This window comes from Heyndrickxia coagulans DSM 1 = ATCC 7050, from assembly GCF_000290615.1.
Classification (GTDB): Bacteria; Bacillota; Bacilli; order Bacillales; family Bacillaceae_C; genus Weizmannia; species Weizmannia coagulans.
Genome location: NZ_ALAS01000252.1, coordinates 1 through 12,632, shown reverse-complemented (window position 1 = coordinate 12,632; position 12,632 = coordinate 1). Strand labels below are relative to the sequence as shown.

Genomic DNA, 12,632 nt, shown 5'->3' with positions numbered 1-12,632 from the left:
GTGAAGCACGGTAGCCGAAAGTGTACAAAAAGAGTGTCTTGGAATACCCGATATTTAAACCTTGTCGAGAAAAACTTGACACATACTATTTTCCTCTATTCGTGACAAGCAAACAGTGCTTTGTTATAATTAGGAGCAGGTCATAATATTGTGCGATAAGGAATTGTGCCGCTTTGACTATTTTAGTGAAAGAAGGAATACAAAATGAATGCTGGCATTATCGGTGTCGGAAAATATAATCCTGAAAAGGTTTTAACAAATGCGGACTTTGAAAAAATGATGGACACGTCGGATGAATGGATTCGGACGAGGACCGGGATTGAAGAACGGCGGATTGCAGCGGATGATATGGAGACTTCCGATATGGCATATGAGGCGGCTGTAAAAGCGGTGAAACATGCAGGCATTTCCGCGGAAGAACTCGACTTAATCCTTGTTGCGACCGTGACGCCGGACCAGCCGTTTCCGACGGTCTCCAATATTCTGCAGGACCGCCTCGGTGCAAAAAAAGCTGCCGCGATGGATATCAGTGCGGCCTGTTCCGGCTTTATGTACGGGCTTGCGACGGCCAAGCAATTTATTGAGACGAAAACGTATAAATATGTTTTAATTGTAGGTGTTGAGAAATTATCCAAGATCACGAACTGGGAAGACCGCAGTACGGCGGTGCTGTTCGGAGACGGCGCGGGCGCAGCGGTTGTCGGCCCGGTCTCGGAAGGCAGGGGCATCCTTGCTTTTGAACTCGGTTCGGACGGTTCAGGCGGAAAATATTTGTATGAAGATAAAGATGGGCATCTTGTTATGAACGGCCGTGAAGTGTTTAAATTTGCCGTCCGCCAAATGGGCGAATCGAGCTTGCGCGTGATCGAAAAGGCTGGCGTCAGGAAAGAAGACGTCGATTTCTTAATCCCGCACCAGGCCAATATCCGGATCATGGAATCTGCAAGGGAAAGGCTCGGCCTGCCGGTGGAAAAAATGTCGAAAACGATCCACAAATACGGGAATACTTCGGCAGCATCGATACCGATTTCATTGGTGGATGAACTGGAAGAAGGAAAGATCAAAGAGGATGACCTCATCCTGATGGTTGGCTTCGGCGGCGGACTGACCTGGGGAGCCGTACTGGTCAGATGGGGAAGATAACACTCTTAAATGCAGCATACAGATTGTAAGAAACACGGTCTTCTTATACCAGGAAAAGGAGATGGCATAATGGAAAAAAGAAGAGTGGTTGTTACGGGAATCGGGGCTGTCACGCCGGTCGGAAATGACGCGCGGACAGCCTGGGAAACGGTGCTGGACGGGAAATCCGGCATCGGCCCGCTGACAAGGCTGGATGCGGATCAGTTTCCGGCAAAAGTGGCAGCTGAAGTGAGAGACTTTAACATCGAAGAATTTATTGAACGAAGAGAAGCCCGCAAAATGGACCGTTTTACCCATTATGCGGTTGCATCTGCACTGATGGCGGTAAAAGATGCCGGACTTACGATCAACGAAGAAAATGCAACCCGTGTCGGCGTCTGGATCGGTTCCGGCATCGGCGGCATGGAAACATTCGAAAACCAGTTTGAAGTATTCCAAAAGCGCGGATATCGGCGTGTAAGCCCTTTCTTTGTGCCGATGATGATTCCGGATATGGCAGCAGGCCAGGTCTCAATCATTCTTGGCACAAAAGGGATTAACTCCTGTACCGTCACTGCGTGTGCAACGGGAACAAACTCCATCGGTGACGCCTTTAAAGCGATCCAGCGCGGCGATTGCGATGCCATGATTGCAGGCGGGACGGAAGCGCCGATTACAAGAATGGCATTTGCGGGATTTTGTGCCAATACAGCGCTGTCCACCAATCCGGATCCGGAAACGGCAAGCCGCCCGTTTGATTTAAACCGGGACGGGTTTGTCATCGGCGAAGGTGCAGGCATTTTGGTGCTTGAAGACTTAGAGCATGCTTTAAAACGCGGGGCTAAAATTTATGCGGAAGTGGTTGGCTACGGGGCAACCGGGGATGCCTATCATATTACCGCGCCAGCGCCCGGCGGGGAAGGCGGCGCGCGCTCGATGCAAATGGCGCTTGATGATGCCGGCCTTGCCCCGGATGAAGTCGGCTATATTAATGCCCATGGGACAAGCACGCCGTATAATGATAAATACGAGACAATGGCGATTAAAGAGGTTTTCGGCGACCATGCTTACAAACTGGCCGTCAGCTCGACAAAATCGATGACAGGCCATCTGCTCGGGGCAGCAGGCAGCGTGGAAGCCATTTTTACTGTGCTTGCGATCAAAGAAGGCATTGTTCCGCCAACCATCAATATTCAAACGCCTGATCCGGAATGCGATTTGGACTATGTTCCGGATAAAGCGCGCAAACAGGAGCTGAACGCAGCGATCAGCAACTCGCTCGGTTTCGGCGGGCACAACGCAACCCTTGCTTTTAAAAAATACGAAGCCTGATCCAAAAGGGGTATCCCGGTTAAATGAGGGGTACCCTTTTTGTATTGAAATGAAACCCGCTACTGCGAAATCACTTATTAAGTGAACGCTGTGGCGAAAATGTTATTAAAAATAACAAGTCGCTCTGAAAAGGGACCCCGTTTTGTTTTTTGCATGGGGATCAAACCGGCTGCATCGAATGCCATTCCATCGGTTTTGGCATTGCCTGAGTAGTTCGGGGATGCTTTTTTGCATGCGGAAAGATGGATTTAACAGTTGAAAAAACGCGTTCCGGGACGTGCGGCAGCCTGCCCCGGATTTTGAAAAATTTATTTTCTAAAATCCGGCCTCCCGCAATAAAATAAAGCAACGGGAGGGGGAAACGGCGATGGGGGTTATTCGGACGGATGCGTGGATGGAAGAAGCTTTCTCAAAACCGGAGCTGTTTTTACAAAACATTAAACAGGGAAGGGAAGATCCCGAAGATTTTTACCGCTATTTGCAGCGTTTTGGCATGTACCGCCCTTCAAGGCAGGCGGAACAGGTTTTTGCCGGATTAAAAAAAGCGGGCGCCTGGGAGGAAATCGGGGAGTATCACGCAAAATACAAAAAGCTTTGGAACGGGCCAGATCCGGACATTTATATTTTTCCAGCCCGGAATGGAAACGGTTTCAACTTTGGCCGCAGCCGCGGAAAATCGGGTGTGGCACTGCCGGATGCCGTTTTTTTGTTTCTTGCGCCGGTGCGGGACCGGAAAGAATGGGAAGCGCTGTTTGTCCATGAATACCATCATGCGGCAAGAATGGGCAGGCTGAAAAAACCGCCGCGCGGCTATACGCTGCTCGATTCCCTCGTATTTGAAGGCCTCGCCGAACATGCTGTGCTCGAGTATGTCGGGGAAGCATATGTATCGGAAACCTCAACACGTTATTCTGAAAAACAGAAAAAACATGCATGGCAACAGTTTTTCAAAAAAAATCTTGCAGCCGGAAAAGAAGAAAAAATCCATGATGACCTTCTTTTCGGCAGAAGATACGTCCCGCCGATGATGGGGTATGCGCTCGGATACCATTTGATAGAGAGATATAAAACGGCCCATTCCTTTTCTACAATAGCAACTCTCGGCCGCCGTTCCGAAATATTTGCAGAAGGAATGTTTACCAACCCGGCGGAATCCTGAATCCATAAAGTGCCAAAAAAATACAAAAATAATTTTAATTGAAAAAGACATTGCGTTTCTTTTAGTTTTGTAATATTATCTAAACAATAGATTAATAAGATTTTAATCTATTTTCGATGTTTTCTACTTTTAAGAAGGGAGGTTTGCATATTGGAAAAACCGCTGCTTTTGCAAATTGAGGATTTGACTGTTTCTTTCCAAATCCAGGATACATACTATCCGGCGGTCGATCACGTTTCCTTAACCGTCAAGGAAAATGAAGTGGTGGCGATTGTCGGGGAGTCCGGCTGCGGAAAAAGCGCCCTTGCCCTGGCGGTGATGGGGCTGCATCCGGAAGAAAAGACAAAAATTGAAGGACGCATTCTCTTTAACGGGCAGGATCTAGTGCCGCTCGGGGCAGGAAAACTGAATGAAATCCGCGGGGCGGAAATGGGCATTATTTTCCAGGATCCATTGACCGCGCTGAACCCGCTGATGACAGTTGGGCGGCAAATAGAGGAAAGCATGGATTACCATACCAGGCTATCCGGTTCCGAAAAGAAAAAGCGGACGCTTGAATTGTTAAACCGGGTCGGGATCCCTTATCCCGAAAGGACGTATAAGCAATACCCGCATGAGCTTTCCGGCGGCATGAGGCAGCGGGTGGTGATTGCCATTGCCATTGCCTGCCAGCCGTCGCTTGTCATTGCGGATGAACCGACAACAGCGCTCGATGTCACGATCCAGGCACAAATTATGGATTTACTGAAAGATTTGCAGCGCCAGATGAAGACGGGCATTATTTTAATTACCCACGATCTTGGCGTCGTTGCTGAAATGGCCGACAGAGTGGCTGTCATGTATGCAGGCGAAATTGTCGAAATTGCGGATGTTACAACACTCTTCAAAAATCCGTTACATCCTTATACCCGTTCTTTGCTGAATTCAATCCCGTCCGCAACGGAATCGAAAGAAAGGCTGCATGTCATCCAGGGCATCGTTCCTTCACTGAAGAACCTGCCGCGCTCGGGATGCCGCTTTAAGTCAAGGATTGGCTGGATCAGCAACGCGGCGCATGAAGAAAATCCGGTTCTCCGCGAAGTGGAAAACGGACACTGGGTGCGCTGTACCTGTTATAAACATTTTTATTTCCCGGACGAAAAGAACACGGAGACAGGGGATATGTATCATGCCACTTCTTAAGGTTGAAAATCTGAAAGTCTATTATCCGGTACGGGGCGGGTTTTTCCGCCGGGTGGTCGACCATGTAAAAGCGGTCCATGATATCAGTTTCGAACTGCAGCCTGGAGAAACGTACGGGCTTGTCGGGGAATCGGGCTGCGGCAAAACGACAACGGGCAGGACGATCGTCGGGCTTAACAGGGCAACTGAGGGCAAAATTGTGTTTGAAGGCACCGATTTGGCGCGGCTCAGCCGCAAGGAATTTCAACATTACCGGAAAGATATCCAAATGATCTTCCAGGATCCGTATTCTTCCCTGAATCCGAAAAAGCGCGTGGCGGATATTATTGCCGAACCGATTCGCAATTTTGAGAAACTGCCCCGCGAACAAGAGCGGGAAAAAGTCCGCGAAGTCATGGAAAAAGTCGGCCTGAGCCCGGACTCCATGTTTAAATACCCGCATGAATTTTCAGGCGGGCAGCGCCAGCGGATCGGAATTGCCCGGGCGCTGACATTGAACCCGAAACTGATTATTGCGGATGAGCCGGTCTCCGCCCTTGATGTTTCTGTCCAGGCCCAGGTGCTCAATTTTATGAAAGACATCCAAAAAGAATTCGGGCTCACCTACCTGTTTATCAGCCATGACCTTGGCATTATCCGTCATATGTGCGACCGGATCGGCATCATGTACCGGGGGCGTTTTGTGGAAGAAGGGACGAGCGATGAAATTTACGAGAATCCGCAACATATCTACACAAAACGGCTGCTGTCCGCGATTCCAAACGGAGATCCGGAAAAAAGAACAGCACAAAAACAGTATCGGGAAAAAATCAACAATGAATTCCGGCAGGCTTTCAGGGATTATTTTGACGAGGAAGGGAAGCCGTACCATCTCAAGCCGGTTTCGCCGACCCATTCCGTTGCACTGCCGTAAAGAGGGGGCACAGTTATGATTAAATTTATATTGCGCAGAATTCTCATCATGATCCCTCAATTAATTATTTTGAGTATTTTAATTTTCATGCTTGCAAAGGCCATGCCCGGCGATGCGCTGACCGGCCGGCTGGCGAGCAATCCGAAAATGGATGTCCAGACGCTCCATGAAATGAAAGACAAGTTGGGGCTGAATGATCCGGCTTATGTGCAGTACGCCCGCTGGGTGAAAAATCTCTTCAAAGGCGATCTCGGCATCTCTTACATTCACCAGCAGCCTGTAACAGAACTGCTTGCCGGGCGGTTATGGAACACGATTTTGCTGTCGGCGGTGATTCTGATCCTGACGTATTTGATCGCCATTCCGCTTGGGATCGTGGCCGGGAGATGGACGGATTCATGGGCGGATAAGCTGATAACCGGTTATAACTATCTCAGTTATGCAACCCCGTTGTTTATCTTTGCATTGATTATGCTGTTTGTGTTCGGTTTTGTCCTGTCATGGTTTCCGACAAGCGGCAGCGTCAATATCCAGGCCCGTGACGGCACGTTTGAATATTACATGAGCAAACTGTACCATCTGATTTTGCCGGCCTTATCCGGATCCCTGCTCGCAACGGTGGGCACGATCCAGTATTTGCGGAATGAAATCATCGATACAAAAATCAAAGATTTTGTAAAAACAGCGCGGGCAAAAGGCGTGCCTGAGTCCAAAGTGTATACGCGCCATATTTTGAGAAACTCGCTTTTACCGATCGCCACTTTTTTCGGTTATGAGATTACCGGATTAATCGGCGGGTCCGTCGTTTTGGAATCGATATTCGGTTATCCGGGGATCGGGCAGCTGTTTTTGCAATCCATTATGCAGCGCGATTACAGCGTGGTCACGGCGCTCGTGATGATTTCCGGCGTGGCGACTTTGTTCGGCACATTATTATCAGATATTATTTTAAGCGCTGTGGATCCGCGTATCCGGATTGAGTAACGGGGGGTGAGAGGATGAAAGCAGTCATTTCAACACAACAGCCCGCAACTGCCGAAACAGAAAAAAGCCCGTCCGGATTTTCGATTATCTGGCGGGAACTGATCAAAGATAAAATGGCCGTTATCTCCATGATCGTGCTGGGGCTGATTCTAGTTACAGTTTACGGCATGTCATTGATTTTAAACGAAAATGAGATTGTAAAGGTTGACCTTTTATCCATTTACGCGCCGCCCTCAGCTGAACACTGGCTCGGCACCGATTACGGCGGCCGGGATATATTCGGACAACTGATTATCGGTGCAAAAAATTCGTTTACAATCGGGCTTGCGATCACATTGATTACCGGTGCGATCGGGCTTGCGGTCGGATTAATTGCCGGTTACTTCGGCGGGGTCATTGACAATATCATCATGAGAATCATTGACTTTATTCTTGTCCTGCCGTTTTTAATGCTGATCATTGTCCTCGTGACAATCGTGCCGAAATATAATGTGTTTTCTTTTATTCTCATTATGAGTGCATTCCTTTGGGTCGGAAAAGCGAGGTTGATTCGCTCCAAGACACTGGCGGAAAGGGAACTAGACTATGTCAGTGCTTCCAAGACGCTCGGCACGCCGGACTGGAAAATTATCCTTTTCCAGGTCCTGCCGAATTTGAGCTCGATTATTATCGTAAACTTGACGATTAATCTGGCAAGCAATATTGGCATTGAATCGAGCCTGACCTATCTCGGCTTCGGGTTGCCGGAAAGCACACCGAGCCTTGGGACGTTGGTTAGTTACGCCACAAACCCGGATGTGCTCCAGCATAAATGGTGGATTTGGTTACCTGCATCGCTCCTGATTCTGGTGATGATGCTGTGTATAAATTTTATCGGCCAGGCGTTAAAACGCGCAGCTGATGCAAGACAAAGACAAGGATAAAAAAGAGGGGGCTTAGCAATGAGGAAAAGAAAATGGTCAAGCGTATTCAGTTTGCTGGTGATGCTCGTATTGGTGCTGTCAGCCTGCAACAATTCATCGAGCAGCGGAAGCAAAGAAGACAAGGCAGTGAAGACGGAAGATTTAGCAAGCAAGTTTCCGACTACCGTCAAAAACAATAAAAAAGCCATTGACGGCGGGGTTCTGAACTACGGCATCGTTTCCGATACGCCGATTGAAGGCACATTCAACTCTGCTTTCTACAAAGGGGAACCGGATGCTGAAGTCATTCAATTTTTTGAAGATTCGCTGTTAAAAACAGACAAAAACTATGAATTTACGAATGACGGCGCCGCCACGTACAAATTGTCCAATGACAACAAAACAATGACGATTAAAATCAAAGACAATGTCAACTGGTCTGATGGAAAGCCGGTAACCGCGGAAGATCTCGAATTTGCATACCTGGTCATCGGCAATAAAGACTATACCGGCGTGCGCTATGGCGATCCTCTGTTTCAAAACATCGTCGGCATGGATGAATACCATAAAGGAAAAGCCAAGAACATTTCCGGTATTAAAGTGATCGATGATAAAACAATTTCCATTACCTGGAAGAGCGCCAACCCTTCCGAAAAAACGGGCGTCTGGACGACACCGCTTCCAAAACACTATTTAAAAGATGTGCCGATCGCAAAAATGGCGCAGTCGGACAAAATCCGTTTACATCCTTTAGGCTTCGGCCCGTTTAAAGTGAAAAAAGTGGTTCCAGGCGAGTCTGTTGAACTTGTCAGGAATGACCATTACTGGGCAGGAAAACCGAAACTAAAAGGTGTAATCATCAAAGTGGTCAATCCGAAAGTGGTATTGGAAGCCTTGAAAAAAGGCGAGATTGACTATGCTGCCTTCCCGGTAGACCAATACGAATCCGCTAAAAGCGCGAAAAACTTCCAGCTGCTCGGCACGATCGATTCGGCTTACAGCTATATCGGATTTAAGCTTGGCCACTGGGATGCAAAGAAACAGGAAAACGTCATGGATAACCCGAAATTCCAAAATAAAAAACTGCGCCAGGCGATGGCGTATGCGCTCGATAACAAGTCTGTCGGCGAGAAAATCTACCACGGGTTGCGTTTTCCGGCGACCACTTTAATTCCGCCATCTTTCCCGGAATGGCATGACAAGTCCGCGAAAGGGTACAAATATGATCCGAAAAAAGCAAAGAAACTGCTTGATGAAGCCGGTTATAAAGATGTGGACAAAGACGGGTACCGCGAAGATCCGGACGGCAAAAAATTCGTCATTAACTTTCTTTCCATGAGTGGCGGGGATACAGCCGAGCCGCTGGCAAAATTCTATATGCAATGCTGGAAAGATGTCGGCTTAAATGTGAAGCTTGTAAACGGCCGCCTTGCTGAGTTCAACTCTTTCTATGACATGGTGAAAAAAGATGACCCGAAAGTGGATATCTATGCAGGTGCCTGGGGAACAGGTACAAATGTGGATCCGTATGGCTTGTACGGACGGAACGTCATGTTTAACTACACCCGCTTTGTCAGCAAGAAAAATGATGAATTGCTGGAAAAAGGGCATTCTCCGAAAGCTTTTGACACAGCATACCGCAAAAAGGTTTACAATGAATGGCAGGAGTATATGAATGAGGAAGCGGCAGTCATCCCGACCGTTTACCGCTATCAATTGTATGCAGTGAACAACCGCGTGAAAAACTTGGCTATATATCCACATACGGATTGGGAAAAGGTGAGTGTCACATCCGAAAAAGCGGACACCCAGGAATAATCCATAAAGGCCCTGTCTTTGGCAGGGCCTTTTCCTTTCCGGCTTACCGGGATCGGGAGAGCAGAGCGTCTTTTTAAAGCAGAGCCTTTATCCTTTCCGACTCACCGGGGGAGGGAGAGCAGGGCGTCTTTTTAAAACAGGGCCTTTATCCTTTCCGACTCGCCGGGGGTGGGAAAACGAAGCGTCTTTTAAAGCAGGCCTTCTTCCTTTTCGACGCGGTGGGATTGGGGTTCTTCTTTTTACGAGCGAAGCGCAATCTTCATTTTCTACACAGCGGAATCCGGAAAAGAAGGAATAATTTAACTGCCCCCTGCCTATACTGAATGACAAACAGAGTATACGGGGGGTTATCCATGCTGTATCTTCACGATATATGGGTCAACTGGTTCGAGGGGGAGGAAAACAGTTATAATGTCTGTCCGTTCCATGAGTGGCGGAGGGACGATGTGATCGAACTGCTGGACCAGGTGCCGCTTTTATTTGTGGACACGCATTTATACGAGTACATTGAAAATGATTTGGCTGAACTGCCGCAAACTTTGCTGAATGATGTTTTCCAGAAGGCGGTTTTGCGCAAAAACCATGAACGAATCCAGCTGGAATATTGTTTTGTCGTGACGGACGGAAAAGGGATTTTGGCGGTTGATACGATCGGCTATACGCTGCCGATCCGCAAAAGCAGGCTGATTCCGAGGCAGGAACAACTTGTCTATGAAATGATTGAAGGGCATGAACCGGTGTCCTATCCGTTTGAAAACCGCAGCCATCCGAAAGAACATCATATTTTATCCCCGTCGCCGGAATGCATGCAGGGGCTGACAAGAAGGGAACGGCAATTAAAGCAGTTGTTATTTATGGCGCTCGATCAGCTTTATTCCTCGAAAAATACGGCGGAAGTGCGGTACTGGTATACAGAATGGCGTCCGGAGCAGTATGAACACATCCAGTTTATGCCATTTGAAGATGCATGGGAGCGGCTTTATGCAGAAACAAAAACAGGCTGGTCCAAAAAGCATGAACAGTTGTGCGAAAACATGATCAAAGGGCAGCCCTTTTTTGAAAAGCTATGGGAACTGGAACACAATGAAAAAAGCGAACTGATGTAAAAACGAGTTGCGAAACGATCCGCAACTCGCTTTTTTTAGTGGCGGTTTTTTCTGCCCAGCCCCATCGCATTTTCCATTTTCCTCAGCATTTTTCCGGCTACAATATTGGCCTTTTCCGCGCCTTTATCCAGGATCCGGTCCAGTTCCTCCGATTCAATCAGTTCATAATATCGTTTTTGGATCGGGGCAAGCCCTTCATTCACCACATCAACGAGATCCGCTTTAAACGCACCGTAGCCGGCGCCGTCATATTTCCGTTCCAGCTCTTCAATGGACAGGCCGCTGAAGTTGGAATAGATGTCGAGCAAATTGGAAATGCCCGGTTTCCGTTCTTTGTCGTATTTGACTACGCCTTCTGAATCCGTAACCGCGCTTTTAATCTTTTTGTCGACCAGTTTCGGGTCGTCAAGCAGCGAGATAAATGCCTTTTGATTCGGATCGGATTTGCTCATTTTTTTCGTCGGATCCTGCAGCGACATAATCCTTGCTCCGGAGTTGGAAAGCTTGATGTCCGGCAGCGTAAATATTTCAAGATAACGTTTATTGAACCTTTCCGCCAAATCCCTCGTCAGCTCGAGATGCTGTTTCTGGTCCTCGCCGACCGGCACAAGATCCGTGCTGTACAGCAGAATATCGGCGGCCATGAGCGGCGGATATGTGAGAAGCCCGGCTGATACGCTTTCTTTTCCTGCAGATTTGTCTTTAAACTGCGTCATTCTTTCCAATTCGCCGACATAGGCAACGCATTGGAGCATCCATCCGGCCTGGGCGTGCGCCGGCACTTCCGACTGGATAAAGAGCGTTGCTTTGTCTGGATCAATGCCGACTGCCAAATAAAAAGCGGCAAGGCTCCTGATGTTTTTGCGGAGTTCAAGGCGGTCTTGCGGCACAGTAATGGCATGCTCGTCAACAATGCAAAAATAGCAATTAAAGCTGTTCTGCAATTCCACAAACTGCTTCATTGCCCCAAGATAGTTCCCGATGTGGATCGTTCCACTCGGCTGAATGCCTGAAAAAATCGTCCTCATTTTCTTTCTTCCTCCTCGAACACTGATATTTTTCCGGAAAATAAAAAAACCATTCATCCAAAATTAGGGACGAATGGGATAAATCCGCGGTGCCACCCTAAGTGCCCTGGTATGGGCCGCTTAGTTCCAATGCCAATTGGAGCCTGGTTAACGCAAGGCGTACGCCGGAAACTAATGAGGTAGCCGCCCGTTCATCTCCGGAGCTCGAAAGCCCATTCCATCTGCAGGCATGTTTGTTCCCACCAGCCACAAACTCTCTGAAATGCCATAAACAGATGTACTCTTCTTTCTCATCGCTTCTATATACCAGTTTCATTATAATGAAAAGAAGGAAAAATGTCAAAAACCGCTGTCCGCTAGAGTGCCCGTTTGTATGCAAGACTCAGCCTTTATATGTCCGGCATTTCAGGACGAACTTTGCAGAAAAAGGGCGATCGCCATCAGTACCATCATGAAGACCCCGGTAAGAAGAGGCACGGAAACACGCAGGGTAACCAGCTTCGACAGCGGGCGGACGTCCCCCTCGTTAAATTTGGAAGACATTCTTTGAAACCCGTAAATAAACGCATCAAAAAAACCGGTCCGCGCCATTAAAACCGACGCGGCAAAAAGAATCAAAAGCGCCCCGATCGTAAACGAAGTATTAATATAGCTAAGCAAATCGATTCGCTTATACACCAAAAAAGAAAAAAGTAAAACAAGTAACTGGGAGGCCAGCAACCAACAGACAAGCTTTTTGAACATACGCTCACCTACAAAATGATTTTCATCCATTATACAGGAACAGAAGAAAAGATGAAATACTGGAAGATCTGAAGCTAAATTAAAGTTAAATAAAATTTATTAAAATTAATTTAAATTTTGTTAAAAAACCTACCAAAGTTTTCTCGTTATTATAGTTTTATTAAAAAATTTTCAACCTTTTGTAAGGGGTTACAATATTGAAATGTCAACACCTTTTTGGTTTATTAGCCTTTTTACGTAATTAAAAAAGATTAGTATGTGTAAAATTTTACTCGAAGGGGCAAATGAGTGGAAAAAAATGGGAAGACACTCTATCATCTAAATGTACACCTTGAATGAACA

Annotated in this window: 11 protein-coding genes and 1 other annotated feature; of the genes, 9 read left to right on the top strand and 2 right to left on the bottom strand. The window is 47.4% G+C overall.

Annotation, left to right across the window (positions count from 1 at the left end; translation table 11 throughout):
- Positions 1–204: 204 nt before the first annotated feature.
- From IC21_RS13575 to IC21_RS13530, 9 genes are all read left to right on the top strand, one after another.
- Positions 205–1,143 carry a beta-ketoacyl-ACP synthase III gene (locus tag IC21_RS13575; protein WP_013858773.1) on the top strand — a complete coding sequence of 313 codons (939 nt, stop codon included), beginning with the start codon at positions 205–207 and terminating at the stop codon, positions 1,141–1,143.
- 69 nt (positions 1,144–1,212) lie between these two features.
- Positions 1,213–2,454 (top strand): beta-ketoacyl-ACP synthase II, encoded by a 1,242-nt coding sequence (fabF, locus tag IC21_RS13570; RefSeq protein ID WP_029142884.1) that lies wholly within the window; start codon positions 1,213–1,215, stop codon positions 2,452–2,454.
- 367 nt (positions 2,455–2,821) lie between these two features.
- Complete coding sequence (locus tag IC21_RS13560; RefSeq protein ID WP_029142883.1) at positions 2,822–3,613, top strand: DUF2268 domain-containing putative Zn-dependent protease; 792 nt, start codon at positions 2,822–2,824, stop codon at positions 3,611–3,613.
- A gap of 150 nt (positions 3,614–3,763) precedes the next feature.
- A complete protein-coding gene (locus tag IC21_RS13555) occupies positions 3,764–4,795 on the top strand; it encodes an ABC transporter ATP-binding protein (protein ID WP_029142882.1) in 1,032 nt (343 codons plus the stop codon).
- Positions 4,782–5,708, top strand: a complete 927-nt coding sequence (locus IC21_RS13550; protein ID WP_013858777.1) for an ABC transporter ATP-binding protein — start codon at positions 4,782–4,784, stop codon at positions 5,706–5,708. The genes IC21_RS13555 and IC21_RS13550 overlap by 14 nt, the downstream gene beginning before the upstream one ends.
- A 15-nt stretch (positions 5,709–5,723) precedes the next feature.
- The gene (gene opp4B, locus IC21_RS13545; RefSeq protein ID WP_029142881.1) at positions 5,724–6,692 is read left to right on the top strand and encodes an oligopeptide ABC transporter permease; all 969 of its coding nucleotides are present in this window, start codon (positions 5,724–5,726) and stop codon (positions 6,690–6,692) included.
- 14 nt (positions 6,693–6,706) lie between these two features.
- Complete coding sequence (locus IC21_RS13540; RefSeq protein WP_029142880.1) at positions 6,707–7,615, top strand: ABC transporter permease; 909 nt, start codon at positions 6,707–6,709, stop codon at positions 7,613–7,615.
- 18 nt (positions 7,616–7,633) lie between these two features.
- Positions 7,634–9,412, top strand: a complete 1,779-nt coding sequence (opp4A, locus tag IC21_RS13535; RefSeq protein WP_029142879.1) for an oligopeptide ABC transporter substrate-binding protein — start codon at positions 7,634–7,636, stop codon at positions 9,410–9,412.
- Between the two features lie 353 nt (positions 9,413–9,765).
- Positions 9,766–10,518 (top strand): YjbA family protein, encoded by a 753-nt coding sequence (locus tag IC21_RS13530; protein ID WP_029142878.1) that lies wholly within the window; start codon positions 9,766–9,768, stop codon positions 10,516–10,518.
- 35 nt (positions 10,519–10,553) lie between these two features.
- Here the strand turns inward: IC21_RS13530 and trpS are convergent, their stop codons facing one another.
- Both trpS and IC21_RS13520 read right to left on the bottom strand, forming a co-directional pair.
- Positions 10,554–11,546 (bottom strand): tryptophan--tRNA ligase, encoded by a 993-nt coding sequence (gene trpS, locus IC21_RS13525; protein ID WP_017553949.1) that lies wholly within the window; start codon positions 11,544–11,546, stop codon positions 10,554–10,556.
- 62 nt (positions 11,547–11,608) lie between these two features.
- Positions 11,609–11,849: a binding site (T-box leader), on the bottom strand.
- Positions 11,850–11,951: 102 nt separating this feature from the next.
- Entirely contained in the window at positions 11,952–12,206 is a 255-nt protein-coding gene (locus IC21_RS13520; protein ID WP_234969625.1) for a DUF3899 domain-containing protein, read from the bottom strand.
- Between the last annotated feature and the right edge of the window lie 426 nt (positions 12,207–12,632).

Bases quoted from the DNA above. Each gene is read 5' to 3' on its own strand.
- IC21_RS13575 (WP_013858773.1), top strand. From the start codon at position 205: ATGAATGCTGGCATTATCGGTGTCGGAAAATATAATCCTGAAAAGGTT.
- fabF (WP_029142884.1), top strand. From the start codon at position 1,213: ATGGAAAAAAGAAGAGTGGTTGTTACGGGAATCGGGGCTGTCACGCCG.
- IC21_RS13560 (WP_029142883.1), top strand. From the start codon at position 2,822: ATGGGGGTTATTCGGACGGATGCGTGGATGGAAGAAGCTTTCTCAAAA.
- IC21_RS13550 (WP_013858777.1), top strand. From the start codon at position 4,782: ATGCCACTTCTTAAGGTTGAAAATCTGAAAGTCTATTATCCGGTACGG.
- opp4B (WP_029142881.1), top strand. From the start codon at position 5,724: ATGATTAAATTTATATTGCGCAGAATTCTCATCATGATCCCTCAATTA.
- IC21_RS13540 (WP_029142880.1), top strand. From the start codon at position 6,707: ATGAAAGCAGTCATTTCAACACAACAGCCCGCAACTGCCGAAACAGAA.
- opp4A (WP_029142879.1), top strand. From the start codon at position 7,634: ATGAGGAAAAGAAAATGGTCAAGCGTATTCAGTTTGCTGGTGATGCTC.
- IC21_RS13530 (WP_029142878.1), top strand. From the start codon at position 9,766: ATGCTGTATCTTCACGATATATGGGTCAACTGGTTCGAGGGGGAGGAA.
- trpS (WP_017553949.1), bottom strand. From the start codon at position 11,546: ATGAGGACGATTTTTTCAGGCATTCAGCCGAGTGGAACGATCCACATC.